23 protein-coding genes are annotated in these 23,322 nt (G+C 68.5%); 13 read left to right on the plus strand and 10 right to left on the minus strand.

Annotation, left to right across the window (positions count from 1 at the left end):
* The first annotated feature begins 13 nt into the window (after nucleotides 1-13).
* The 3 genes from metE to QLQ86_RS09055 all read left to right on the plus strand — a co-directional run bounded on the left by metE (nucleotide 14) and on the right by QLQ86_RS09055 (nucleotide 4,036).
* Complete coding sequence (gene metE / locus QLQ86_RS09045; RefSeq protein ID WP_282816665.1) at nucleotides 14-2,320, plus strand: 5-methyltetrahydropteroyltriglutamate--homocysteine S-methyltransferase; 2,307 nt, start codon at nucleotides 14-16, stop codon at nucleotides 2,318-2,320.
* Between the two features lie 87 nt (nucleotides 2,321-2,407).
* Complete coding sequence (locus QLQ86_RS09050; protein WP_282816666.1) at nucleotides 2,408-3,172, plus strand: COG3650 family protein; 765 nt, start codon at nucleotides 2,408-2,410, stop codon at nucleotides 3,170-3,172.
* 261 nt (nucleotides 3,173-3,433) lie between these two features.
* Complete coding sequence (locus tag QLQ86_RS09055) at nucleotides 3,434-4,036, plus strand: FMN-dependent NADH-azoreductase (RefSeq protein WP_282816667.1); 603 nt, start codon at nucleotides 3,434-3,436, stop codon at nucleotides 4,034-4,036.
* Nucleotides 4,037-4,109: 73 nt separating this feature from the next.
* On the opposite strand, the gene QLQ86_RS09060 is transcribed toward QLQ86_RS09055, so the two are convergent.
* Both QLQ86_RS09060 and QLQ86_RS09065 read right to left on the minus strand, forming a co-directional pair.
* A complete protein-coding gene (locus tag QLQ86_RS09060; protein WP_282816668.1) occupies nucleotides 4,110-5,177 on the minus strand; it encodes a metal-dependent hydrolase in 1,068 nt (355 codons plus the stop codon).
* A 72-nt stretch (nucleotides 5,178-5,249) separates the two neighbouring features.
* Nucleotides 5,250-5,789 (minus strand): DNA-3-methyladenine glycosylase I, encoded by a 540-nt coding sequence (locus QLQ86_RS09065; protein WP_282736348.1) that lies wholly within the window; start codon nucleotides 5,787-5,789, stop codon nucleotides 5,250-5,252.
* 78 nt (nucleotides 5,790-5,867) lie between these two features.
* On the opposite strand from QLQ86_RS09065, the gene QLQ86_RS09070 reads away from it, so the two are divergent.
* Together QLQ86_RS09070 and QLQ86_RS09075 are read left to right on the plus strand one after the other, a co-directional pair.
* Nucleotides 5,868-6,317: a DUF411 domain-containing protein gene (locus QLQ86_RS09070; protein ID WP_282816669.1), complete on the plus strand. Its 450-nt coding sequence runs from the start codon at nucleotides 5,868-5,870 to the stop codon at nucleotides 6,315-6,317.
* Nucleotides 6,318-6,493: 176 nt separating this feature from the next.
* Complete coding sequence (locus tag QLQ86_RS09075) at nucleotides 6,494-6,934, plus strand: VOC family protein (RefSeq protein WP_282816670.1); 441 nt, start codon at nucleotides 6,494-6,496, stop codon at nucleotides 6,932-6,934.
* A 207-nt stretch (nucleotides 6,935-7,141) separates the two neighbouring features.
* Here the strand turns inward: QLQ86_RS09075 and QLQ86_RS09080 are convergent, their stop codons facing one another.
* Entirely contained in the window at nucleotides 7,142-7,546 is a 405-nt protein-coding gene (locus tag QLQ86_RS09080; protein ID WP_282816671.1) for a DoxX family protein, read from the minus strand.
* 110 nt (nucleotides 7,547-7,656) lie between these two features.
* Here QLQ86_RS09080 and QLQ86_RS09085 point away from each other — a divergent pair, with 110 nt between their 5' ends.
* A complete protein-coding gene (locus tag QLQ86_RS09085; RefSeq protein WP_282816672.1) occupies nucleotides 7,657-8,106 on the plus strand; it encodes an META domain-containing protein in 450 nt (149 codons plus the stop codon).
* A gap of 75 nt (nucleotides 8,107-8,181) precedes the next feature.
* Here the strand turns inward: QLQ86_RS09085 and QLQ86_RS09090 are convergent, their stop codons facing one another.
* From QLQ86_RS09090 to QLQ86_RS09105, 4 genes are all read right to left on the minus strand, one after another.
* Entirely contained in the window at nucleotides 8,182-11,043 is a 2,862-nt protein-coding gene (locus tag QLQ86_RS09090; RefSeq protein WP_282816673.1) for a valine--tRNA ligase, read from the minus strand.
* Nucleotides 11,044-11,160: 117 nt separating this feature from the next.
* Nucleotides 11,161-11,607 (minus strand): DNA polymerase III subunit chi, encoded by a 447-nt coding sequence (locus QLQ86_RS09095; RefSeq protein WP_282736342.1) that lies wholly within the window; start codon nucleotides 11,605-11,607, stop codon nucleotides 11,161-11,163.
* A gap of 164 nt (nucleotides 11,608-11,771) precedes the next feature.
* Nucleotides 11,772-12,872 carry a branched-chain amino acid aminotransferase gene (locus QLQ86_RS09100; RefSeq protein WP_282736341.1) on the minus strand — a complete coding sequence of 367 codons (1,101 nt, stop codon included), beginning with the start codon at nucleotides 12,870-12,872 and terminating at the stop codon, nucleotides 11,772-11,774.
* 148 nt (nucleotides 12,873-13,020) lie between these two features.
* Nucleotides 13,021-14,541, minus strand: coding sequence for a leucyl aminopeptidase (locus tag QLQ86_RS09105; protein WP_282816674.1), 1,521 nt, complete (start codon nucleotides 14,539-14,541; stop codon nucleotides 13,021-13,023).
* Between the two features lie 137 nt (nucleotides 14,542-14,678).
* Between QLQ86_RS09105 and lptF the strand changes: the two genes are divergently transcribed.
* The 5 genes from lptF to bfr all read left to right on the plus strand — a co-directional run bounded on the left by lptF (nucleotide 14,679) and on the right by bfr (nucleotide 18,264).
* Nucleotides 14,679-15,761 carry an LPS export ABC transporter permease LptF gene (gene lptF / locus QLQ86_RS09110; protein ID WP_282736339.1) on the plus strand — a complete coding sequence of 361 codons (1,083 nt, stop codon included), beginning with the start codon at nucleotides 14,679-14,681 and terminating at the stop codon, nucleotides 15,759-15,761.
* Nucleotides 15,758-16,822 (plus strand): LPS export ABC transporter permease LptG, encoded by a 1,065-nt coding sequence (gene lptG, locus QLQ86_RS09115; RefSeq protein ID WP_282816675.1) that lies wholly within the window; start codon nucleotides 15,758-15,760, stop codon nucleotides 16,820-16,822. Before lptF ends, lptG begins: the two co-directional genes overlap by 4 nt.
* 12 nt (nucleotides 16,823-16,834) lie before the next feature.
* Nucleotides 16,835-17,308: an RDD family protein gene (locus tag QLQ86_RS09120; protein WP_282816676.1), complete on the plus strand. Its 474-nt coding sequence runs from the start codon at nucleotides 16,835-16,837 to the stop codon at nucleotides 17,306-17,308.
* 109 nt (nucleotides 17,309-17,417) lie between these two features.
* On the plus strand, nucleotides 17,418-17,624 hold the full coding sequence (locus QLQ86_RS09125) for a (2Fe-2S)-binding protein (protein WP_282736336.1): 207 nt from the start codon (nucleotides 17,418-17,420) through the stop codon (nucleotides 17,622-17,624).
* Nucleotides 17,625-17,781: 157 nt separating this feature from the next.
* On the plus strand, nucleotides 17,782-18,264 hold the full coding sequence (bfr, locus tag QLQ86_RS09130; RefSeq protein WP_282816677.1) for a bacterioferritin: 483 nt from the start codon (nucleotides 17,782-17,784) through the stop codon (nucleotides 18,262-18,264).
* 66 nt (nucleotides 18,265-18,330) lie between these two features.
* Here bfr and QLQ86_RS09135 read toward each other — a convergent pair whose 3' ends face one another.
* From QLQ86_RS09135 to QLQ86_RS09145, 3 genes are read right to left on the minus strand one after another with little or no spacing between them, the layout of a single operon-like run.
* Nucleotides 18,331-18,558 (minus strand): DUF1653 domain-containing protein, encoded by a 228-nt coding sequence (locus tag QLQ86_RS09135; protein WP_282816678.1) that lies wholly within the window; start codon nucleotides 18,556-18,558, stop codon nucleotides 18,331-18,333.
* 57 nt (nucleotides 18,559-18,615) lie between these two features.
* Nucleotides 18,616-19,446 carry a tRNA cyclic N6-threonylcarbamoyladenosine(37) synthase TcdA gene (gene tcdA, locus QLQ86_RS09140; protein WP_282816679.1) on the minus strand — a complete coding sequence of 277 codons (831 nt, stop codon included), beginning with the start codon at nucleotides 19,444-19,446 and terminating at the stop codon, nucleotides 18,616-18,618.
* A complete protein-coding gene (locus QLQ86_RS09145; protein WP_282736332.1) occupies nucleotides 19,443-20,204 on the minus strand; it encodes a pseudouridine synthase in 762 nt (253 codons plus the stop codon). Before QLQ86_RS09145 ends, tcdA begins: the two co-directional genes overlap by 4 nt.
* A 106-nt stretch (nucleotides 20,205-20,310) precedes the next feature.
* Here QLQ86_RS09145 and QLQ86_RS09150 point away from each other — a divergent pair, with 106 nt between their 5' ends.
* Both QLQ86_RS09150 and aceK read left to right on the plus strand, forming a co-directional pair.
* Nucleotides 20,311-21,465: an alpha/beta hydrolase gene (locus QLQ86_RS09150; protein ID WP_282816680.1), complete on the plus strand. Its 1,155-nt coding sequence runs from the start codon at nucleotides 20,311-20,313 to the stop codon at nucleotides 21,463-21,465.
* Nucleotides 21,466-21,559: 94 nt separating this feature from the next.
* Nucleotides 21,560-23,305 (plus strand): bifunctional isocitrate dehydrogenase kinase/phosphatase, encoded by a 1,746-nt coding sequence (gene aceK, locus QLQ86_RS09155; protein ID WP_282816681.1) that lies wholly within the window; start codon nucleotides 21,560-21,562, stop codon nucleotides 23,303-23,305.
* Nucleotides 23,306-23,322: the final 17 nt, after the last annotated feature.

Consider the following 23,322-nt stretch of genomic DNA (forward strand, 5'->3'; position numbering starts at 1 on the left):
AAAGGACGTCATCATGACGCTGGCTCATGTCATCGGCTATCCGCGCATCGGCGCGGACCGCGAACTGAAGCGTGCCACCGAGGCCTACTGGCAGGGAGGGCTCGACCGCCAGGCTCTGGAGGCCACCGGGCGCGAGCTGCGCCTGGCCAACTGGGCCGCCCAGCGCGAGGCAGGACTCGACCTGGTGACGGTGGGGGACTTCGCCTTCTACGACCAGGTGCTCGACGTCTCGGTACTGCTGGGGGCGGTGCCGGCGCGTTTCGGTGCCGAGGAGGAGGTGGCACGCGGCGAGGTGTCGCTGGACACCGCCTTCCGCATGGCCCGGGGACGGGCCCCCAGCGGCGAGCCGGCCGCGGCCTGCGAGATGACCAAGTATTTCGATACCAACTATCACTACCTGGTCCCGGAACTGCACGCCGGCCAGACCTTTCGCCTGGCCAGCCGCCGCCTGTTCGATCAGGTGGACGAGGCCCGGGACGCCGGCTATCCGGTCAAGGTGGCCCTGACCGGTCCGCTGACCTGGCTGTGGCTGGGCAAGGGACGCGGCGAGGCCCGCGAGGATTTCGACCGACTTTCGCTGCTCGACGGTGTCCTCGATGTCTATGCCGAGGTGCTGGAGCGGCTGGCCGGGCAGGGCGTCGAGTGGGTCCAGCTCGACGAGCCGGCGCTGGTGCAGGACCTGCCCCTGGCCTGGCGGCAGGCCTTCGAGCGCGCCTACCATCGCCTGCAGGCCGCCCCGGTCAAGCTGTTGCTGGCAAGCCCCTTCGGTGGCCTGGGCGACAACCTCTCCCTGGCGGTGGGCCTGCCGGTGGATGGCCTGCACATCGATGCGGTGCGGGCCCCGGCGCAGCTGGAGGCGGTGCTGGATCGCCTGCTGCCCCACAAGGTGCTCTCGGTGGGGGCCATCGACGGGCGCAACGTCTGGCGCGCCGACCTGGCGCTGTGGCGAGAGCGCCTGGCCACGGCACGCATGCGCCTGGGCGAGCGGCTGTGGATCGCGACGAGCTGCTCGCTGCTGCACGTGCCGGTGGACCTGGCCGCGGAAACCACCCTGGACGCCGAGCTCAGGAGCTGGCTGGCCTTCGCCCGGCAGAAGCTTGACGAGACGGCGACCCTGGCGCGCCTGCTGGATGGCCGCGCCGGCGCGGCAGACCGCGACCGCGTGGAGGCCGCCAGCCGGGCCCTGCAGTCGCGTCGCGAGGCGCCTCGCCTGCAGCGCCCCGAGGTGGCCGAGCGGCTGGCCGGGGTCACGGCGGACGATACCCGGCGCCGGTCCCCCTTCGCCGAGCGTGCCGTGGCCCAGCAGCGCCATCTCGCGCTGCCGCTGTTCCCCACCACGACGATCGGCTCCTTCCCCCAGACGGCGGAGATCCGCGCCGACCGGCGCGCCTTCAAGGCCGGCGAGCTCTCGCGCGAGGCCTATGAGGCGCGGATGCGCGAGGAGATCGCCCGGGTGGTGGCCCGCCAGGAGGCGCTGGGCATCGACATGCCGGTGCACGGCGAGCCCGAGCGCAACGACATGGTGGAATACTTCGGCGAGCAGCTCGACGGCTATGCCTTCACGCGCTTCGGCTGGGTGCAGAGCTACGGGACACGCTGCGTCAAGCCGCCGATCCTCTTCGGTGACGTGGTCCGCCCGGCGGCGATGACGGTGCGCTGGAGCGAATATGCCCAGTCGCTTACCGACAGACCCATGAAGGGCATGCTCACCGGGCCGGTCACCCTGCTGCAGTGGTCCTTCGTGCGCGACGACCAGCCCCGGGAAACCACCTGCCGGCAGATCGCCCTGGCGCTGCGCGACGAGGTGGTCGACCTCGAGGCGGCGGGCATCCGCGCCATCCAGATCGACGAGCCGGCGCTGCGCGAGGGGCTGCCGCTGCGCCGCGCCGAGTGGCAGGGCTACCTCGACTGGGCCGTGGCCTGCTTCCGCCTGGCCGCCTCGGGGGTGCGCGACGAGACCCAGGTCCACACCCACATGTGCTACTCGGAGTTCAACGACATCATTGCCTCCATCGCGGCGCTGGATGCCGATGTCATCACCATCGAGACTTCGCGCTCGGCCATGGAGCTGCTCGATGCCTTCCAGGACTTCGCCTACCCCAACGCCATCGGGCCGGGGGTCTACGACATCCACTCGCCCAACATCCCCGAGATGGCCTGGATGGTGGCGCTGATGGAGAAGGCCGCCGAGCGCATCCCGGTCGAGCGGCTCTGGGTGAACCCGGACTGCGGCCTCAAGACCCGCGGCTGGGCCGAGGTGGAGCCTGCCCTGGCGAACATGGTCGAGGCGGCGCGGGAGCTGAGGCGTCGCCATGGCTGACGCCCAGCGTTGAGCCGGGTGCCGGCGCGCCGGGGCAGGGCGGCTGGTATGCTCCCGGGGTAAATCGCCGACACGCAAGGAGCCGCCATGTCTCGTCATACCGTTTCCGCTGCCCGTCCCCTCGCCCTGCTGGGGGCGGCCCTGTGGCTTGCCGGCTGCGCCGCCTCCCCGGACGGCGCGGCGACACGCCCCGAGGTCAGCGATCGTGGGGCCTCCCGCGAGGATGCGGTGTCCGAGGGGGCGCTCGCCGCGCCGCTGATGCCCTCGGCCTTCTTCCCCGGCGATGCCGGGGCGCTGACCGCCTGGCGCTGCACGCCTGCCCAGGACCTGGTCACCGCGGCGACCGAGGAGGAGCTGCGACTCTGGTCCGCCCATGGGGCCTACCGGCTGCCGCCGGCGGTGGTGGCCAGCGGTGCCCGCTACCAGCAGGGCGAGCTCAGCTTCTGGAACAAGGGCGACCAGGCAGTGGTGGAGAGCGCCACCGGGCGGCTCGACTGCACCCGCGACCTGTCCCAGGACGTGCTCACCCGTCGCCAGCGGCCGGGCACCATGTTCCACGCCCGCGGCAACGAGCCGGGCTGGGTGGTGAACCTGGCCAGCGACCGGCCCGAGGCGACCCTGGTGCTGGACTACGGCGAGCGCGAGATGACCCTGCCCTACCGGGTGACCACCCTGGACAACGGCGAGGGACGCATGATCCTGGCCAGTGGCCGGGCCGATACGCCCTTCGAGCTGCGCCTCGAGGCACGCGCCTGCTTCGACAGCATGAGTGGTCAGCCCTTCCCGGCGCGGGTCACCCTGAGCATCGACGGCGAGCAGTATCGGGGCTGCGGCCAGGGCATCGCGCCCTGAAACGCCTGGGCGCTACTGCGCTCCACAGCTCGCGCGGGGCCCCCGTGCGCCGGCTCGGTCGTATCCTCAATGAGCATCCGGTCAACGCCGGTAACTGCGCTCCGGCCGCACGCGCCCCGTGTTCGCTCGCGACGCGCCCAGAAGCTTCAGCCTGCCTTTCGATTTTATAGAACGGAAGCGGCGGAACTTTGCGCTTTTCGTTGCAGTTCGTGCACGTAAAATGGCGATCAGTCACTCGAGACCGAATCGAAGGAGATCGCCATGACCACCCGTGCCCTTGTCCTCACCGCGTCCATCCTCGGCGAGAAGGGCCAGTCCATCGCCCTGGCCGAACACTTCCAGGCCCGCGCCACCGAACGCGAGGGACTGGCGGTGACCCACCGAGACCTGGTCGCCGAGGCGCTGCCGCACCTCGAGGCCAGTGAGCTGGGCGCCTGGCAGGTGCCGGCCGAGGAGCGCTCGGCCGAGCAGCGCGAGCTGGCTGAGCGCTCAGACGCCCTGATCCGTGAGCTTCTCGACCACGACGTCCTGGTGCTGGCGGTGCCCCTCTACAACCTGGGCATCCCCTCCCAGCTCAAGGCCTGGTTCGATCGGGTGCTGCGGGCCGGCGAGACCTTCCGTTACACCGAGAGTGGTCCGCGGGGACTGGTCGAGGGCAAGCGGGCGGTGATCCTGGCGGCCCGCGGCGGCCAGTATGCCGGCACCGAGATGGACAGCCAGACCCCGCACCTGAAGGGCATGCTGGGGCTGATCGGCATCACCGAGGTGGATGTGGTGTTCGCCGAGGGGCTCAACATGGGCAAGCGCGACGCGGCGATCGAGGAGGCGCGTCAGGCCATCGACGGTCTGGTGGCCCGCCTCTGACCGTCACCGCCGACAGCGCGAGAACCAGCGGGGGTAGCCGGATGGCCACCCCCGTTTGCATTGCTGTCGGTCGTCAGCACTGGCCGGGCGTGCCGACCAGCCACTGACGGGACACGAAGTCGCTGGTGCACAGCCCTGGCTCCGGAGTGAGGATGCGGGATCCCAGCCGGGAGAGGGCATCCCGGTTGCCGCGGGAAGGGGAGGGCAGCTGCTCGGAGACCTCGACCGGCTGCCAGTCGCCGTCGTCGCGGGTGGCCAGGGTGAAGGCGAAGGGGTGGAAGCCCGGAAAGCCGAGCCGCAGGTCGGTGGCGACCAGGGTCTCGACACCGTCTCGCTGGCGGGTCTCGTAGCGCAGGAAGGGCCCGGCGAACCAGTCGAGGCGCCGGCCGCGTGCGCTGTCGAGTGCCGTGGCCTCCAGGTCGGCGCCGCGGGCATAGGTCTCCAGCGCCGGGGAGCGGTCACCGTCGAACACGCCCACCAGGGCCTCGTGGTGGTGCTCGCCGTCGGCCACCGTGACCCGCCACAGCAGGGTATTGAAGGGTGTCGGCTGGACGAGTCGCGGCGCCTGCTGCAGGCCCTGCTCGGCCAGCACCGGGGCGATGCGCGCCTCGACCAGCTGCTTGGCCCCGACCGCGAACACCAGGTAGGCGCAGGAGAGGGCCAGCCCCCAGCGGGGTGCCCGTTGCGCCCTGCCGGTGGCCAGCGCCACCCCCACGCCAGCCAGCAGCGGCAGGCTGTAGAGCGGGTCGATGATGAATACGACGGGCCAGGCTGCGGGACGCACCTCCAGCGGCCACCAGAGCTGGGTGCCGTAGGTGGTCAGGGCGTCGAGCAGCGGGTGGGTCAGCAGGATGAGCCCGAAGAAGAGCCCCCAGCGGCGCAGGGAGATGTCCCGGGCCGGGGCAAGGCGCGCCGAGAGCAGGGCCAGGGCGGTGGCCAGCCCCGCCAGCACGAACAGCGAGTGGGAAAAGCCGCGGTGCTCGGTGACGTTGGCCACGGCATCGCCGTAATCGATGACCACGTCCAGGTCGGGCAGGGTGCCGAGGGCCGCGCCGAGGAGGACCGCCTTGCGGCCCAGCCGCCGGCCGAGCACGGTGCCGCCGATTGCCGCGCCCAGTGCGGCCTGGGTAATCGAGTCCATCAGGAGATCCTTGGTCAGCGGTAAGCCTTTCCTGTGACGCCCGGGTATGCCGGGGGTTCCCCCGGGCGGCGCTCAGTCAGGCCGTGCCCAGGGCGGTGAGGCGGCCAGGATGCGTGCCTGCACCGGGCAGTCGTCGCGGTGGGCGCCCGGCAGGTAGCCGGTGCTCATCAGCAACTCGCCCACGATCTCCGGGCCGGTGAAGCGGAAGGTGCGCCGGAAGAGGCGCACCCAGGCCGCATGGTCCAGCGGATGGTGGTGGTCGAGCCAGGCGCGCAGGCTGCCGTGCTCGGCCTGCAGCGCCTGCACCACCCCGGCATTGTGAATCACGGCATCGACCTTGAGACGGTTGCGGATGATGCCGGCATCGGCCAGCAGCCGCGACCGCTCGGCGTCGCCATAGCCGGCGATGCGGTCGATGTCGAAGCCCTCGAAGGCGGCCCGGAAGGCCTCGCGCTTCTTCAGCACGGTAAGCCAGGAGAGCCCCGCCTGGTTGATCTCCAGCACCAGGCGCTCGAAGAGGGTCGCGTCGTCGTCCACCGGGAAGCCGTATTCGTGGTCGTGATAGGGCCCGTGGAACGGATGCCCGGGGGCCAGGTCGCAGTAATGGCTCATGCTGTCGCTCCGGGGTGGCAGGGGGGCCGGGAGATGGCCGACAATCGTGCCGATACCTTATACCGGGGAGTGCCCATCATGACATCACCGCTACGCCTGACCCTCGCCGGCGCCCTGCTGGCCGCCATCGCCATCCCCGCCTGGGCCGAGACGCCCGTGGTGGAGATGCACAAGGACCCGAACTGTGGCTGCTGCACCGCCTGGGCCGAGCACCTGGAGGCCGAGGGCTTCGAGGTCACACAGCACGAGACCCGTGACATGCGGGCGGTGAAGATCGAGCACGGCGTCTCGCCCGAGCTCGCCTCCTGCCACACCGCGGTGGTGGACGGCTACGTGATCGAGGGCCATGTGCCGGCCGCCGATATCCGTCGCCTGCTGGACGAGCGCCCCGACCTGGCGGGCCTGGCGGTGCCGGGCATGCCCCATGGCTCCCCCGGCATGGAAACGGGTCGCCAGGACGACTACGCGGTGCTGGGCTGGCGGCATGACGATCGCACGCCGGAGATCTTCAGCGAGTACACTCACTGATCCGAACTGACCCAGCGATAGAGAGGGGCGCTGGGGACAAGCCTTGGAGGAGGTCCTACGCCAGGGATGGCGTCGGTAGCGTACAGGGAGGTATTCACAGCGCCTCCGGAAAGGCTTGTCGCCAGTAAAGCCCCGTTCCGCTAGATAGTTTCGCTGTAAACGACAAGGAGTTGGCCATGCAGTACTTGCATACCATGGTGCGCGTCAGCGACCTCGACGCCTCGCTGCACTTCTACTGTGACCTGCTCGGCCTGACCGAGGTGCGTCGCAAGGAGAGCGAGAAGGGCCGCTTCACCCTGGTCTTCCTGGCGGCCCCGGAGGACGAGGCCCGTTCCGCCGAGCTCAAGGCGCCGGAGCTGGAGCTGACCTGGAACTGGGATCCCGAGGAGTATGGCGGGGGGCGCAACTTCGGCCACCTGGCCTACCGCGTGGACGACATCTATGCCCTCTGCGAGCACCTGCAGGCGAACGGTGTGACCATCAACCGTCCGCCCCGGGACGGCCACATGGCCTTCGTCAGGAGCCCCGACGGCATCTCGGTGGAACTGCTGCAGAAGGGTGAGCCCCGGGAGCCAAAGGAGCCCTGGGTCTCGATGGAGAACACCGGGACCTGGTGAGGAAGAACGGATTTCCTGCTGCGCTCGATATGCTGGCAGCCGGCGGTGCCGAAGCGTCGGACCGTCGCCATCCTCATGTAGCAGGCTACACTCCGGTAGCTGCGCTCCGGCGTCGACCAGCCTCTCTTCGCTCGCGACGGAAATCTATCCTTCCTCGTTGAAAACTTGGCAAACAGCATGACGACGGTGTGGGTCAAAGGTCGAGGGTCAATCTGGCCGCCAGGCCATCCGTCCACTGCCCAGGAAGACCAGCGCCAGGGCGCCGAACAGGAAGAAGCCCTGCAGCTCCAGGGCCCAGCCGCCGTTGTCCTTGAAGGCGGTGATCTCCCCCATGTGCACCAGGAAGATGGCCGCCACCATGTTGGCGGCCATCAGCAGCCCCGCCACGCGGCTTCGCCAGCCGACCAGCGCCATCAGCGGCGCCACCACCTCGCCGACCAGCACGCCGTAGGCGAGCACGGTCGGCAGGCCCTGGCCGGCCAGGGTGTTGCCGATCCAGGTCAGGCTGCCCGGGTTGAGCAGCTTGGTCAGCCCGTGAGGCAGCAGCAGGCCGGCCACGGTGAGTCGCAGGATCAGCTTGCCGAGGGCATCGTTGTGGAGCGCGTGAAGCATGCGGGGCCTCATGGGGGAACAAGGAGCGGTGGAGTGGGGAATTGTCTCGATGCCCCGGCTGGGGCAAGCTTGGCGCCTGGGCAATCGCCTCGTGCCTCAAGGAAGATACCATGATGATCAAACCGTTACGCAACACACTGCTGCTCGCGGCCGGCGCCCTGCTGCTCGCCGCCTGCAGCAGCCGCCCGGCTCCCCAGCTCGACGAGCCCGCGGCCCGGCTCGAGGGACCGGTGGTCGACCAGCGCTGGAACCTGCTGCTGGTGGGCACCAATGAGCGCCTCGAGATGCCGGAGCGCCCCCATTTCGTGATCGACCGCGATGGCCGGGTGAGCGGCAGCGACGGCTGCAATCGGCTGACCGGCCGGGCCGCGCTGGGCGAGAACAACCGCATCGCGTTCTCGGACCTGGCCACCACCCGTCGCGCCTGCCCCCAGGCCGAGGATGCCGCCCGGGTGACCGGCATGCTGGAAAACGCCTACCGCTACCTGATCGACCACGACCGGCTGGTGTTCTTCGGGCCCGACCAGCGGGTGCTGGGCGGCTGGCGCCGCGTCGACTGACCCGATAGCGACCGACCCGTAAACGACAAGGGCCCGCCAGTGGCGGGCCCTTGCGGCTGGGGGAGTGGATTACGATCAGAGCGCGGCGATCTTCTCGCGCTGCTCGACCAGCAGGCGGCGCGAGGCCTTAAAGTCCGCTAGCTTGCCGCGCTCCTTCTCGACCACCGCCTCGGGGGCCTTGGCGACGAAGCTCTCGTTGCCAAGCTTCTTCTCGATGCCGCCGATCAGCTTGTCCTGCTTGTCGATCTCCTTGGCCAGGCGGGCGAGCTCGGCCTGCTTGTCGATCAGGTCGGCCATGGGCACCAGCACCTCCATCTCGCCCACCAGCTGGGTGGCCGAGAGCGGGGCCTGCTCGGGGTCGTCGAGCCACTCGACGCGCTCCAGCTTGGCCAGCTTGGCGAGGAAGGGGCGGTTGGCCGCCAGCCGCCTGGCGTCTTCCGCGCTGCCCTTGGTGAGCAGTACCTCCAGCGGCTTGCCCGGGGCGATGTTCATCTCGGCGCGGATGTTGCGAACCGCGACGATCACGCCCTTGAGCCACTCGATATCGCGCGTCGCCGACTCATCGACCTTGCCGTCATCACTCTCGGGCCAGGGCTGGACCATCAGGGAGTCCCCCTCGCCCTGGCAGGTGCCGGCCAGCGGGGCGACGCGCTGCCAGATCTCCTCGGAGATGAAGGGCATCATCGGGTGGGCCAGGCGCAGGATCGCCTCCAGCACGCGGACCAGGGTGCGGCGGGTGCCGCGCTTGGCGTCCGCGGAGGCAGCCTCGTCCCACAGCACCGGCTTGGAGAGCTCCAGGTACCAGTCGCAGTATTCGTTCCAGACGAAGTCGTAGAGCGCCTGGGAGGCATGGTCGAAGCGGAACTCCTCCAGGGCCTTCGTCACCTGGGCCTCGGTCTGCTGCAGGCGCGAGACGATCCAGCGGTCCGCCAGCGACAACTCGACCGGCTCACTGCACTGCCCTTCGAGAGAGAGCCCGGTGTCCTCGCCCTCGGCATTCATCAGCACGTAGCGCGAGGCGTTCCACAGCTTGTTGCAGAAGTTGCGGTAGCCCTCCAGGCGGCCCATGTCGAATTTGATGTCGCGCCCGGTGGTGGCCTGGGAGAGGAAGGTGAAGCGCAGGGCGTCGGTGCCGTGGGGCTCGATGCCCTCGGGGAACTCGTCACGGGTCGCCTTGGCGATCGCCTTGGCCTTCTGCGGCTGCAACAGGCTGGCCGTGCGCTTCTCCACCAGGGTCTCGAGGTCGATGCCGTCGATCAGGTCGATGGGGTCGAGCACGTTGCCCTTGGACTTGGACATCTTCTGGCCCTGGCCGTCGCGCACCAGGCCATGTACGTAGACCTGCTTGAAGGGCACCTCGCCCATGAACTTGCCGGTCAGCATGATCATCCGGGCGACCCAGAAGAAGATGATGTCGAAGCCGGTGACCAGCACGCTGGAGGGGTGGAAGGTCGCCAGTTCCGGGGTCTCTTCCGGCCAGCCCAGGGTGCCGAAGGTCCAGAGCCCCGAACTGAACCAGGTGTCCAGCACGTCCTCGTCCTGGGTCAGTTCAAGGTCGGCGGGAAGGCCATGCGTCTCGCGGGCCTCCTGCTCGCTTCTCGCCACGTAGACGTTGCCCTCGGCGTCGTACCAGGCGGGAATGCGGTGGCCCCACCACAGCTGTCGGGAGATGCACCAGTCCTGGAGGTCGCGCATCCAGGCGAAGTACATGTTCTCGTAGTTCTTCGGCACGAACTGGATGTCGCCCTTCTCCACGGCCTCGATGGCGGGCCTGGCCAGGCTCTCCACGGCCACGAACCACTGGTCGGTGAGCAGCGGCTCGATGACGTCACCGGAGCGGTCGCCATAGGGCAGGGTGTTGCTGACCGTCTCCACCTGCTCGAGCAGGCCGGCGGCGTCCATGTCGGCGACGATACGCTGCCGTGCCTCGAAGCGGTCCAGGCCGGCATAGGCCTCGGGCAGGGTCGGGTCGACATCGGGCAGCGGCCGGCCCTGGATGTCGAAGGCCTCGGCGCGGGCGAGGATGGACGCGTCCTGGGTGAAGACGTTGATCAGCGGCAGGTCCTGGCGGCGGCCCACCTCGTAGTCGTTGAAGTCGTGGGCCGGGGTGATCTTCACGCAGCCCGAGCCCTTCTCCATGTCGGCATGCTCATCCGCCACGATCGGGATACACCGCCCCACCAGCGGCAGCTCCACGAACTTGCCGATGAGCGACGCATAGCGCGCATCCTCGGGGTTGACCGCCACCCCGGTGTCGCCGAGCAGGGTCTCGGGGCGGGTGGTGGCGACGACCAGGTAATCCTTGCCGTCATCGGTGGTGACGCCGTCGGCCAGGGGGTAGCGGAAGTGCCAGAAGCTGCCCTGCTGGTCGCGGTTCTCGACCTCGAGGTCCGAGATGGCGGTATGCAAGGTCGGGTCCCAGTTGACCAGCCGCTTGCCGCGGTAGACCAGGTCCTCCTCGAAGAGGCGCACGAAGACTTCCTGCACCGCCCTGTAGAAGCCGTCGTCCATGGTGAAGCGCTCGCGCGACCAGTCGACGCTCGCCCCCATGCGGCGCAGCTGGCGGGTGATATGGCCACCGGACTCCTGCTTCCACTCCCATACCTTGTCGATAAAGGCTTCGCGCCCCAGGTCGTGGCGGGTCTTGCCCTCTTCCGCGGCGACCTTGCGTTCCACCAGCATCTGGGTGGCGATGCCGGCGTGGTCAGTGCCCACCTGCCAGAGGGTGTTGTGCCCCTGCATGCGCCGCCAGCGGATGAGGGTGTCCATGATGGTGTCCTGGAAGGCATGGCCCATGTGCAGGCTGCCGGTGACATTGGGCGGCGGAATCATGATGGAGTAGGGCTCGCCCTCGCCCGAGGGGGCGAAGCGGTTGTCGGCTTCCCAGCGCTCGTACCAGCGGGATTCGATCTGCTCGGGTTGGTAGGTCTTGTCCATGGGCATTCCGGGTCGAGGAGGTGGCACCGACCCATGGCAGGGCGCCTCGAGGGTGCTGCCAGGGTGCCGGGGATGCTGAAAAATGGGCCCGATTATAGCGTGATGCCGGGGGAGGCGTCAGCCCGCCTGGCCCTTGAGCTGGTGCGGGGTGACCGGATAGCCGCGCTTTCGGTAGGTCTGCCAGCACTCGCGCTTGGCGGTGAGCACGTCCTGGTGCTGGTTGATGATCTCGGCGACCCGCTCGAAGCGCGAGAACCATTCGGGGATTCCGGGATGAAGGTTGAGCAGCGCCTGGGGCGGTTCGCCGTCCATCGGCAGGTCCTGCCAGCCGATGGTCACCGGCACGCCGTCCGCTGTCTCGCTTCCCGCCAGTGCGTGAGGCACGTAGGCATCGTCCCGGAAGGTCCAGAGCCGGTCGTCCAGCTCCCGGGCCATGGCCTCGTCCTCGGCATGCAGGTGCAGCCGGTAGCCCTTGCGATAGATCGTCTCGGCCAGCCGGCAGGCGAAGAGCAGCCGGGCCTCGAGCGTGGTATCGGGGAGGATATAGAAGTCAACTTGGGTCATGGGTTATCGCAGAGCAACTCGTCGCGGGGCTGATCCGGCGACAGGGCACGAGGGGGCGCTGTGAACCCTTCCCTGGGCGCTACCGATGCCATCCCTGGCATCGGACCCCCTCTTCGCCCTGTCCCCGGCGCCCTTGAGCGGAAGGAGGCGTAAACTCGGGTGGCTCAGGCCAGGCGCGTCAGCCAGCCGCGGGTGTCCTCGCTGCGGCCGTACTGCAGGTCGAGCAGGCGGGTGCGCAGGCGCTTGGCCACCTCGTTGTCGCCCTGGGCGGAGAGGCGGATGCGGTCACTCTCGGTGACCAGCTCGCCCACCGGGGTGATCACCGCGGCGGTACCGCAGGCGAAGATCTCGGTGATCTCGCCGGAGGCAGCGCCCTCGCGCCACTCCTCGATGCTGATCGGGCGCTCCTCCGGGGTCAGCCCCTCGTCCCTGGCCAGGGTCAGCACCGAGTCGCGGGTCACGCCCTCGAGAATGGTATCGGTGAGGCGGGGGGTGACGATGCGGCCGTCGCGGAACACGAAGAACAGGTTCATGCCACCCAGCTCCTCGACCCACATGTTCTCGGCGGCGTCGAGGAAGGCGACCTGGCTGCATTCATGGGCCGCGGCTTCCTTCTGGGCGGCCAGCGAGGCGGCGTAGTTGCCGCCGCACTTGGCGTAGCCGGTGCCCCCCGGGGCGGCGCGCTTGTAGTGCGAGGAGAGCCAGATGGATACCGGCTTCACGCCGCCCTGAAAGTAGGCGGCCGCCGGCGAGGCGATGACGTAGTAGTCGACCTCATGGGACGGGCGTACGCCGAGGAAGGTCTCGCTGGCGATCATGAAGGGGCGCAGGTAGAGGCTCGATTCTTCGGCCTCGCTGGCCGGGGTCGGCACCCAGGCGTGGTCCCGGGCGAGCAGGGCCTTGAGCGAGTCGATGAAGTCCTCGTCGGAGAGCTCCGGCAGGGCCAGGCGACGGGCGCTGCGGCGAAAGCGCTCGGCGTTCTTTTCCGGACGGAAGGTCCAGACCGAGCCGTCGGCGTGGCGGTAGGCCTTGATGCCCTCGAAGATCTCCTGGCCGTAGTGCAGCACCGCGGCGGCCGGGTCCAGCGTCAGGGGGCCATAGGGGCGCACCTCATGGCCGTGCCAGCCGGCATCGAGGGTCCAGCGGACATGGGCCATATGGTCGGTGAAGTAGCGACCGAAGCCTGGGTTGTCGAGGATGTCATTGCGGATCGTTTCCGCGGTGGGGCGGGTGGAGGGGCTCACGGAAAAGCGTTCAAGGGACACGGCAAGAGGTCTCCGCTACTGGCGGGGCGCATCCGGGCGCCCGCGGCACGAAACAGGTTACCGGGCCGGCGAGGGCCCGGTGCATGGAAGTCGACATCCCACATGAAAAGGTCACCACCGCAAAAAGGCAACCCTGCCGGGCGCGAAATCAGTCGTCGGTGATCTCGACCTCGTTATCGGTCTCGCGGTCCAGCAGGTACTGGGTCAGCAGTCCCACCGGGCGGCCGCTGGCGCCCTTCTCCTTGCCGGAGGTCCAGGCCGTGCCGGCGATGTCCAGGTGCGCCCACGGGAACTTGTCGGCGAAGCGGGAGAGGAAGCAGGCGGCGGTGATGGTGCCCGCCGGGCGGCCGCCGATGTTCGCCAGGTCGGCGAAGTTGGAGTCGAGCTGCTCCTGGTACTCGTCCCACAGCGGCAGGTGCCAGGCGCGGTCCCAGGCGGTCTCGCCGGCATCCAGCAGGTCCAGCGCCAGGTCGTCGTCGTTGGCGAGCAGGCCGGTGGCATGGTGGCCCAGGGCGATGATGGCGGCGCCGGTGAGGGTGGCGATGTCCACTACGCTTGCCGGCTCGAAGCGCTCGGCGTAGGTCAGGGCGTCGCACAGCACCAGGCGGCCCTCGGCGTCGGTGTTGAGCACCTCCACGGAGAGTCCCTTGAGGGTCCTGATGATGTCGCCGGGCTTGGTGGCACGGCCGTCTGGCATGTTCTCGGCGGCGGCGACGATGGCCACCAGATTGATCTTCGGCCGGATGGCCAGCACCGCGGTGACGGTGCCGAACACGCTGGCCGCCCCGCACATGTCGAACTTCATCTCGTCCATGGCCTCGCCCGGCTTCAGCGAGATGCCGCCGGTGTCGAAGGTGATGCCCTTGCCGACCAGCACGTGGGGCGACTCGTCGGGGTCCTCGGCGCCCTGGTACGTCATGACGATCAGCCTCGAGGGCTGCTCGCTGCCGCGGCCGACGGAGAGCAGGCTGTGGGCGCCCAGGCGTTCCAGGGCCTCCTCGTCGAGGATCTCCACGGAGAGCGCCCCGCCGGAGCCCTGGCCAAGCGCCTCGGCCTGCTCGGCCAGGTAGCTCGGGGTGCAGATGTTACCGGGCAAGTTGCCCAGGGTGCGGGTGGTGGCCACCCCCTGGCCGATCGCGTCGCCGATGCGCCCGCCCTGGCGGGCCGCGTCGGCATCGCCCTGCTCGCTGACCAGCAGGGTGACGCGGGCGAGCTGCGGTGCGGGGGCCTTCTCGGACTTGAACGTATCGAAACGGTAGACGGCGCGATGGGCGGCCTCGGCCACCATGCGGGCCTTCCAGTCGCAGGCGCGCTCGGGCACCGGCACGTCGGTGAAGGCCACGGCGACGTCCTCGACGGGCAGCGCTGCCAGGGCGGTGAAGGCGGCATCGAGCGCCTTGCGGAAGGCGCCTTCCCGGCACCTTTCGCGCTCGCCGAGGCCCACCAGCATCAGGCGGTCGGCATTGAGCCCCGGGGCGAAGGGGACCATCAGCACATTGCCCAGCTTGGCATCGAAATCACCGCGCTCGATCAGCTGGCCGATCAGCCGCTCGCTGACATCGTCGAGCTTGGCGGCAGCGGGCAGCAGCTCGCCATCCTTGAACACCGGTACCACGAGGCAGGCCGTCTCGGCCTTGGCGGGATTGGCCGTCTGAACGGGGAATTCCATGGTGTCTCCACAAGACAAGCGATGGGGGATTCTGGATAATGCCGGCACGTTGCCGAGTCATCCCAGTGTACCCAAGGCAAGGCGTCATTGCATGGAAGATGGCCGGGCCCCGCGGGGTGCCGGGCCAGGAGACAGCGTTGATCATATTCCGTTACCTGACCCGCGAGATCCTGCTGACCATGGCCGCCGTGGCCGGCGTTCTGCTGCTGGTGATCATGGGCAGTCGCTTCATCCGCTACTTCTCCAATGCCGCCGAAGGGGAGATCCCGGCGAGCATCCTCGGCACCCTGATGCTCTTCCACCTTCCGGGATTCCTCGAGCTGATCCTGCCGCTGGCGTTCTTCCTGGGCATCCTGCTGGCCTATGGCCAGCTCTATCTCAACAGCGAGATCACCGTGCTGGTGGCCTGCGGCACCAGCCCCAACCGCCTGCTGCAGGTCAGCCTGGTGCCCGCGACTGTGGTGGCGATCCTGGTGGGGGCGTGCAGCCTCTGGCTGACGCCGGCCGGGGCCCTGCACAACGAGGTGCTGCTCGAGGAGCAGCGCAGCCAGCTCGACTTTTCCGCCCTGGCGCCGGGGCGTTTCCAGGACTTCGGTGGCGGACGCACGGCCTACACCCAGGCCATGAACGAGAACCAGCGCCGGATGCAGGAGGTCTTCATCAGCGAGCGACAGTCGCGCGGCGACGGCACCCCGGAGAGCGTGGTGACCCGGGCCGAATCCGGCTACCAGACCGTCGACCCGGAGACCGGCAGCCGCTTCCTGGTGCTCGCCGACGGCGAGCGCTACAGCGTCGACCCCGGGCGGGCCGAGGCCGAGCGCCTGGAGTTCGGCACCTATGCGGTGCGCCTCTCGGGGGCGGCCGAGAGCCCCGAGCTCGATGCGCCCGAGTACGCCACCACCCCCACGCTGTTCGCCGATGACGCCCTGCCGGCGCGGGCCCAGCTGCAGTGGCGGCTGGGCCTGCCGCTGATGGTCTTCATCCTGACCCTGCTGGCCATGCCGCTCTCCCGGGTCAATCCGCGCCAGGGGCGCTTCGCCAAGCTGCTGCCGGCCATCTTTCTCTACGTGGCCTATCTCAGCCTGCTGCTGGCGGCCCTGGACGCCATCGGCCGGGGCAGCTGGCCGGTGGCGGTGGGGATGTGGCCGATCCATGGCGGCTTCCTGGCCATCGGCCTGGCGATGATGGCCCGGGCCCAGCACAAGGGAATGAGCGGATGATCACCGACCGGCTCGATCGCTATATCGCCCGCAACGTGCTGGGCGCCATCGTCGTGGTGCAGGTGGTGCTGCTGGGCCTGGACCTGGTGATCACCTACATCAACGACCTCGGCGACGTGGAGGGCGACTATGGCGCCTTCCAGGTGCTGCTCTACCTGTTGATGCGGCTGCCCTGGCGCTTCTTCCAGTACGCGCCGGTGGGGGTACTGATCGGGGCGTTGATTGGCCTTGGCAGCATGGCCTCGAGCAATGAGCTGACGGTGATGCGCGCCGCCGGGCGCTCGCTGGTACGGATCCTCTGGGGCGTGATGAAGCCCATTATCCTGGTGGTCCTGATCGTGCTCGCCATCGCCGAGTTCGTCAGCCCGCGCACCGAACAGTTCGCCAGTGCCTGGCGCCTCGAGCAGATGCAGGGCGAGGGCGCGGTGCTCACCGAACGCGGCGGCTGGCAGCGCGAGGGAGACAGCTTCTATCGCTTCGGTGCCATCCGTGCCGATGACACCGTGCTTGACCTGACCCGCTACCGATTCGAGGACAAGGCCCTGCGCGAGGCGACGAGCGCCCGGCGAGCGGTGTGGCGCGATGACCGCTGGGAACTGGAGGATGTGGCGGTGACCCGCTTTCTCGAGGCGCGCACCGAGGTCGAGCGCCATGACACCCTGGGCTGGGAGACCGCCATGACGCCGGCCCAGCTCAACCGGCTGCTGCGTGACGTGGAGAGCCAGGCACCCAGCGAACTGTGGGCTTATGCCCGCTACCTGCGCGATCAGGGCCAGCTGGCGACCCAGCCGCTGCTCTATTTCTGGCAGAAGATGCTGATGCCGCTGACCATGGCGTCGCTGGTGCTGGTGGCCGCCTCCTTCGTGTTCGGCCCGCTGCGCACCGTGGCCGCCGGTACCCGGGTCTTCTACGGGGTGATCACCGGCCTGGTCTTCAAGTACCTTCAGGACCTGCTGGGTCCGGCTTCCACGGTGTTCGGCTTCTCCCCGGCCTGGGCGGTGCTGGCACCGACCCTGCTGTGTGCCGGGCTGGGGTTCTATCTATTGCGCCGTACAGGCTGAGCCGAGGGATTGATGCAACGACGTTTCGACCAACTCGACGATGTGTGGCCGGCTGGCCTCGGCCGGCGGTTGGGCGCCATGCTCTATGATGGCCTGCTGGTGCTGGCGATCTGGATCGTGATGGTCTCGGCGCATCTGGCCGTGGTGCGGCTGGTGCTGGAAGTGCCGGCGGAGCAGGTGGGCACGGGGCTCGCCCAGGTGCTTTCGCTGCGCCTGCTGCTGGCGGTCAGTGCCTTCGCCTTCTTTGCCTTCTTCTGGACCCGTGGCGGCATGACCCTGGGCATGCAGGCCTGGCGGCTGCGGGTGCAGACCCTCGACGGCTGCTCGATCACGGGTCTCCAGGCGCTGCAGCGTTTCCTGGTGGCCGGCATCTCGCTGGCCGCCTTCGGCCTGGGGTACCTTTGGATCCTCGTCGACGGCGAGAAACGCAGCTGGCCGGACATCGCCTCCGGCACCCGGGTGGTGGTCCTTCCCAAGCGCCGTTGAGGGGGCGTGATGCGCCAGGCCTGACCTCGGTCAGGTTTTTGCGGGATCCGCTTGCGATTACCCATGCGAATCATTTACATTTACTTCATGACCAGCGTGAGGTGATGACATGTACGTGTGTCTCTGCAAGAACGTGACCGACCACCGGATCCGCCATGCCGTCGAGGACGGGGCGCGGAGCTGGCGTGAGGTCCAGCAGGTGACGGGTTGCGGGACCCAGTGCGGCAAGTGCGCCTGCACCGGCAAGGACATCACCCGCGAGGCGATCAGGGATGAGTTGAGCGCGGCGGCCCAGGGGCTCGCCTACGCCGTCTGATGGCAATCGCTATCGTTCGTCTTTGCCTTAACAAGTCCATGATTCGATTGAGTTATCTATAGCATTGCCTAGACTGTGGGGGTGCGGGCTGGCCAGGCTCTGGTGGCCGTGCCAAGCTGGCAGCTAGCCCCCTGACAACCCTGATCGAGGTAATGAGATGAAAGGCGACAGCAAGGTCATCGAACACCTGAACACCGCGCTCGGCAACGAGCTGGTGGCCATCAACCAGTACTTCCTGCATGCCAAGATGTACAAGGACTGGGGCCTGAAAGCGCTGGCCAAGTGGGAGTACGACGAGTCCATCGAGGAGATGCAGCACGCCGACAAGCTGATCGAGCGCATCCTCTTCCTCGAGGGTATTCCCAACCTCCAGGACCTCGGCAAGCTGAACATCGGCGAGAACGTGCGCGAGATGCTCGAGTGCGACCTGAAGATCGAGCACGAGGGCCGCAACGACTACATCGAGGCCATCACCTACTGCGAGCAGGTCAAGGACTACGTCAGCCGTGACCTCTTCCGGGACATCCTCGCCGACGAGGAAGAGCATATCGACCATATCGAGACCGAGCTCGGCCTGATCGACAAGGTCGGCATCGAGAACTACATGCAGACGCAGATGCAGGAAGCCGGCGAGGAGTAACGCGCAAATCTCACCGCCCCCTGCCCAGATGAGCGCCCCGTGGCTAGGCCACGGGGCGCTCATGCGTCAGGGGAGCGCCTTCTCCAGGGCAAAGCGTGGCACTGGCTCGCCCTGGACCTCGACGGTCTCCAGGAACATGTCCAGCGGGCGCGCCCAGAGGCCGTAGTCGCCGTAGAGGGCGCGATAGACCACCAGCGGCTCCTCGGTCTCGCTGTGTCGGGCGACGCCCAGCACCTCGTAGAGCGGGCCCTTGTAGTGGCGGTAGATGCCGGGGCGAGGAGAGTGATGTTCCATGGGGCTGCTCCTGGGTCACAAGGTCATGGTCTCGAGGGCATGGTCTGAACCGCGGTGTCAGGGTGTGTCACGGGCCTGTTTCGCCAGCCGGGCCAGCACCCGGGAGGCGGCGGTGAAGCCGAAGCTGCCCGTAACGAAGGACGCCGCCCCGAAGCCCGAGGCGCAGTCGAGTCGGGTGGCCTCGCCGTCGGCGGGCTTCTGGAAGCACACCTCGCCGTCGCTGCCGGGGTAGACCAGTTGCTCGTCCGAGTAGACGCACTCCACCGAGAAGCGTCGCTTCGGATTGCGGGAAAAGCCGAAGTCGCGACGCAGCCGGGCGCGCACCTTGGCGAGTAGCGGGTCGTGCTCGGTGCGTGTCAGGTCGGCCACCCGGATGCGGGTCGGGTCGGTCTGGCCGCCGGCGGCACCGGTCACCACGATCGGCAGCTTGCGACGCTTGCACCAGGCGATCAGCGCCGCCTTGGCGACCACGCTGTCGATGGCGTCCACCAGCTGGTCGGCATCGGTGGGGATACGCTTGGCCAGGTTGGCGGGCGTGACGAAGGCGGTGTCGGCCACCACCTCGATGCCCGGCTGGATGGCCCGGCAGCGTTCGGCCAGCACCTCCACCTTGGGGCGGCCGATGGTGCCATCCAGGGCGTGCAGCTGGCGGTTGACGTTGGAGACACAGACGTCGTCGAGGTCGATCAGCGTCAGCTTGCCGATGCCGGAGCGCGCCAGGGCCTCCACCGTCCAGCTGCCCACGCCGCCCACGCCCACCACCACCACGTGGGCGCGGCGGAAGCGCTCGGCAGCACGTCGGCCATAGAGGCGGCGGATGCCGCCGAAACGGGCATCGTAGTCGTCCGGGACAGCGGTGGGGGCAGTGGAGATAGCGGAATCGGTCATGGCATCTCGCTCGGGCGGTCGTGGCGTCGGGGCGGCGCCGGCAGGTGGCCCGTCCAGCCGAAGCGCTCGAAGAGCGTCGTCATGCAGGCATCCAGGGGGCAGCAGAGGTCGAGACGTCGGCCGTTCGCCGGGTGGTCGAAGGCCAGGCCCACCGCCGCCAGCAGCAGGCGCGGGCATTCCAGGCGCTCGGCGAAGAAGCGGTTATGGTTGCCCTTGCCGTGCTTGGCATCGCCGATGATCGGGTAGCCACGCCGGGAGAGGTGGCGGCGGATCTGATGGCGGCGACCGGTCTGCGGCCGTGCCTCGATCAGCGAGTAGCGACTCCGGGGGTAGCGATCCACCTGCACGGGCAGCTCGACGCTATCGAGCCGGCGGACCTCGGTCACCGCCTCCATCGCCGGCATCTCGGCCTTGGGGCGGCGACCCTCCTCCTCGCGCAGCGGGTAGTCCAGCCGCTCCTGGTGCGGGCCGATGCCCCGCACCACCGCCAGGTAGCGCTTCTCCACCCGGCGAGCGGCGAAGGCCGCCTGGAGGGCCGCGGCGGTCTCGGGGTCGAGGGCGAAGACGATTACCCCGGAGGTCGGGCGATCCAGGCGGTGGACCGGGTAGACCCGACGACCGAGCTGGTCGCGGAGCCGTTGCAGCAGGAACTCGCGCTCGCCGCGGGCAAGCGGGCTGCGATGCACCAGCAGGCCGGCCGGCTTGTGCACGGCGACCAGGTGGTCATCCTGATGGAGAAGGCTCAGCGATGGCGTCATCGGGGCACCGTCACGGGGGCAAGGGGCGCCATTGTCGCCGGCCGGTGGCGTGCTGTCATCTCGTCCGTGCCCCGTCGCGACCGCGAAAGTCCGGCGGGAGGTCGACATGGAAGCTAGTCTGGTCGACATGAGAACGCGTCTACGCCTGGGGACCCTGCTGATGGCGCTGAGCCTGCTGCCCGTCCTGCTGTCGGGATGTGCCAGCCTGGAACGCCACCACCAGGCCCTGCTGGTGCTGGGTGACCTGTCGGCGGGCAGCGGGGAGAGCCGGCTGAAGCGTCGTACCGAGCCGCCCCGCCGGGAGGGGCTCCACTATGTGCGCCAGGGCCGCGCCTATCAGGCGGATCTCTACCACCCCCGGGTGCCCAGCCGGGGGTCGCTGATCCTGGTGCACGGCTTCACCGAACAGGGCCGTCGCGACCCGCGCCTGGTGGCGCTGGCGAAGACCCTCGGCCGGGTAGGCTTCAGGGTGATGGTGCCGGAACTCGACGGATTGCGAGACTACTCCATCAGTACTCGCGAGGTGGAGGCGATCGTCGATGCCATCCGCCATGCCACCCGGTCGGCGCCCGGGGCGCCGTCGCACACGGCGGTGGCGGCGGTCAGCTTCGCCGTGGGACCGACGCTGATCGCCGCCATGGACGAGGAGGTGGCCTCGGCGGTGAGCTTCGTGGTGGCCGTGGGCGGCTACTACGACATGACGGACATGCTGCGCTATGTGACCACCGGCGAGGACCGCGGGGGGGCAGGCCGGGCGGTACCCCCACCGCAGCGGGAGGCGCGCTGGGCCGTGCTGCTGAGCCAGTTGCACTGGCTGGATGATGAACGGGACCGAGCGCTGCTGGAGACCATCGCCCGGCGCCGGCTGGAGGACCCCGAGGCGCCGGTGGCCGGGGAGGCCCGCCGGCTGGGGACGTCGGGCCGGGCGCTCTTTGATCTGGTGACCAACCAGGACCCGGGTCGCGTGGAGGCGCTGATCGGCAGGCTGCCGTCATCGCTGGTGGGGGAGCTCGAGGCGCTGGACCCCTCGCGGCGCTCGCTCGACAGCCTGCAAGCCAGGCTGGTACTGATCCACGGCCCGCAGGACCGGGTGATCCCGTTCAGCCACAGCCGACGCCTGCACGATGCGCTGCCGCCGGGTCAGGCGCGTCTCTTCGAGGCCGGAGCGCTGCAGCATGTGGCGGTGTCGCCCGGGTGGCGGGACGGCTGGGGCCTGTGGCGTGCGCTGGTGCATGTGCTGGCCCTGGGCGAGGGCGAATGAGGCCGATGGCAGGCCTGGTGAACGCCACCTTGGTCGGCTCGCCTTGCGGTGCACAAGTCGTCATGCTGGGCGTCTCGCTGCCTGGAGCCCGATCATGAAGCATTCGCCCGCCTATCATCTCGCCGCCACCGTGCTGCATGGCTTCGACGAGTACCGTTCGCGCTTCAAGCAGATCACCGCGGATGCCAGCCGCCGTTTCCGGGATGCCGCCTGGCGTGAGGCCCAGCAGGCCTCGGCGGAACGCATCGACCTCTATGACGAGAAGGTGCAGGAGACGCTGGCACGGCTGAGACGTACCTTCGACGATGACCTGCTGACCCACTGCGAGTGCTGGGGGGAGGCCCGGCGGCACTATGCCGAGCTGATCGACCAGCGGCTGGACTACGAACTGGCCGAGACCTTCTTCAACTCGATGTTCTGCTCGCTCTTCCATCACCGGCACATCCGCAACGACTGGATGTTCGTGTACAGCTCCCGGGAGCGGGCGGCGCACCACTCCGGCCTCGAGCTTTGCCGCCACCAGCGGGTGGACGGCGACTGGGCGGGGGGACTGCGCTGGGCCCTGAGCGAGGCACGCTTCGAGACGCCCTTCGTCGACCTGGAGCGGGATGTGGCCCTGGGCAGCGAGGTACTCCAGCGGCTGCTGCCCGGCGCCATCCTCGAGGATCCCGAGGCCGAGATCGAACTGATCAAGAGCGTCTTCTACCGCAACAAGGGCGCCTACCTGGTCGGCCGGGTGCTGGGCGGCGGCCAGCAGGTGCCGCTGGTGCTGCCGGTACTGCATGAGGAGGGCGAGGGGCTGCACCTGGATACCGTGCTGATCGAGCCCGACGAGGTATCGATCATCTTCTCCTTCACCCGCGCCTACTTCCAGGTCAAGGTGGTGGTGCCCAGCGAGTTCGTGCATTACCTTCAGGAGCTGATGCCCGACAAGCCCCAGGGCGAGCTGTATGCCGCCATCGGCTTCTTCAAGCACGGCAAGACCGAGTTCTTCCGCGCCCTCAACCACCAGGTAGCCCGGCGCGAGGACAAGTTCATCATCGCCCCGGGGGTGCGTGGCATGGTCATGGCGGTCTTCGTGCTGCCCTCCTTCCGCACCGTGTTCAAGATCATCAAGGACCGCTTCGACCCCTCCAAGGCAATGAGCCGCGAGAACGTGCGCGAGAAGTATCGTCTGGTCAAGCGCCACGACCGGGTGGGGCGCATGGCCGATACCCAGGAGTTCTCGAACTTCATCGCCCGCCAGGACCACTTCGATCCCGACTGCCTGGCGCACCTGCTGGAGGTGGCCCCTTCGACCGTCTACCTGCGCGGCGACAAGGTGATCATCAAGCACTGCTACACCGAGCGCATGATGACCCCGCTCAACCTCTACCTGGAGCAGTGCGACGAGGCGGAGACAAGGGCGGTGCTCAAGGATTACGGCAACGCCATCAAGCAGATGGCCGCGGCCAACATCTTCCCCGGCGACATGCTGCTCAAGAATTTCGGGGTGACCCGCCATGGCCGGGTGGTCTTCTACGACTACGACGAGGTGTGCTACCTCACCGAGTGCAACTTCCGGCATATCCCTGAACCGCTCTATCCCGAGCAGGAGCTGGCCGACGAGCCCTGGTACTCGGTGGGGCCCAATGATATTTTCCCCGAGGAATTCGGTCCCTTCCTGTTCGCCGATGTCAGGCTGCGCAAGCTCTGCTATCAACTCCACCCGGAGCTGTTCGATGCCGACTACTGGAAGGGGCTGCAGCAGGCGATCCTCGACGGCCGGGTCATCGACGTCTATCCCTATCGCAACAAGCGGCGCTTCGCCGGTGACGACGACAATGGCCTGACCTACTGAGCGAGGCGCGACAGGCA

The sequence above is a fragment of the Halomonas rhizosphaerae genome, assembly GCF_030012485.1.
GTDB classification, from domain to species: domain Bacteria; phylum Pseudomonadota; class Gammaproteobacteria; order Pseudomonadales; family Halomonadaceae; genus Halomonas; species Halomonas rhizosphaerae.

Bases quoted from the DNA above. Each gene is read 5' to 3' on its own strand.
- metE (WP_282816665.1), top strand. From the start codon at position 14: ATGACGCTGGCTCATGTCATCGGCTATCCGCGCATCGGCGCGGACCGC.
- QLQ86_RS09050 (WP_282816666.1), top strand. From the start codon at position 2,408: ATGTCTCGTCATACCGTTTCCGCTGCCCGTCCCCTCGCCCTGCTGGGG.
- QLQ86_RS09055 (WP_282816667.1), top strand. From the start codon at position 3,434: ATGACCACCCGTGCCCTTGTCCTCACCGCGTCCATCCTCGGCGAGAAG.
- QLQ86_RS09060 (WP_282816668.1), bottom strand. From the start codon at position 5,177: ATGGACTCGATTACCCAGGCCGCACTGGGCGCGGCAATCGGCGGCACC.
- QLQ86_RS09065 (WP_282736348.1), bottom strand. From the start codon at position 5,789: ATGAGCCATTACTGCGACCTGGCCCCCGGGCATCCGTTCCACGGGCCC.
- QLQ86_RS09070 (WP_282816669.1), top strand. From the start codon at position 5,868: ATGACATCACCGCTACGCCTGACCCTCGCCGGCGCCCTGCTGGCCGCC.
- QLQ86_RS09075 (WP_282816670.1), top strand. From the start codon at position 6,494: ATGCAGTACTTGCATACCATGGTGCGCGTCAGCGACCTCGACGCCTCG.
- QLQ86_RS09080 (WP_282816671.1), bottom strand. From the start codon at position 7,546: ATGCTTCACGCGCTCCACAACGATGCCCTCGGCAAGCTGATCCTGCGA.
- QLQ86_RS09085 (WP_282816672.1), top strand. From the start codon at position 7,657: ATGATGATCAAACCGTTACGCAACACACTGCTGCTCGCGGCCGGCGCC.
- QLQ86_RS09090 (WP_282816673.1), bottom strand. From the start codon at position 11,043: ATGGACAAGACCTACCAACCCGAGCAGATCGAATCCCGCTGGTACGAG.
- QLQ86_RS09095 (WP_282736342.1), bottom strand. From the start codon at position 11,607: ATGACCCAAGTTGACTTCTATATCCTCCCCGATACCACGCTCGAGGCC.
- QLQ86_RS09105 (WP_282816674.1), bottom strand. From the start codon at position 14,541: ATGGAATTCCCCGTTCAGACGGCCAATCCCGCCAAGGCCGAGACGGCC.
- lptG (WP_282816675.1), top strand. From the start codon at position 15,758: ATGATCACCGACCGGCTCGATCGCTATATCGCCCGCAACGTGCTGGGC.
- QLQ86_RS09120 (WP_282816676.1), top strand. From the start codon at position 16,835: ATGCAACGACGTTTCGACCAACTCGACGATGTGTGGCCGGCTGGCCTC.
- QLQ86_RS09125 (WP_282736336.1), top strand. From the start codon at position 17,418: ATGTACGTGTGTCTCTGCAAGAACGTGACCGACCACCGGATCCGCCAT.
- bfr (WP_282816677.1), top strand. From the start codon at position 17,782: ATGAAAGGCGACAGCAAGGTCATCGAACACCTGAACACCGCGCTCGGC.
- QLQ86_RS09135 (WP_282816678.1), bottom strand. From the start codon at position 18,558: ATGGAACATCACTCTCCTCGCCCCGGCATCTACCGCCACTACAAGGGC.
- tcdA (WP_282816679.1), bottom strand. From the start codon at position 19,446: ATGACCGATTCCGCTATCTCCACTGCCCCCACCGCTGTCCCGGACGAC.
- QLQ86_RS09145 (WP_282736332.1), bottom strand. From the start codon at position 20,204: ATGACGCCATCGCTGAGCCTTCTCCATCAGGATGACCACCTGGTCGCC.
- QLQ86_RS09150 (WP_282816680.1), top strand. From the start codon at position 20,311: ATGGAAGCTAGTCTGGTCGACATGAGAACGCGTCTACGCCTGGGGACC.
- aceK (WP_282816681.1), top strand. From the start codon at position 21,560: ATGAAGCATTCGCCCGCCTATCATCTCGCCGCCACCGTGCTGCATGGC.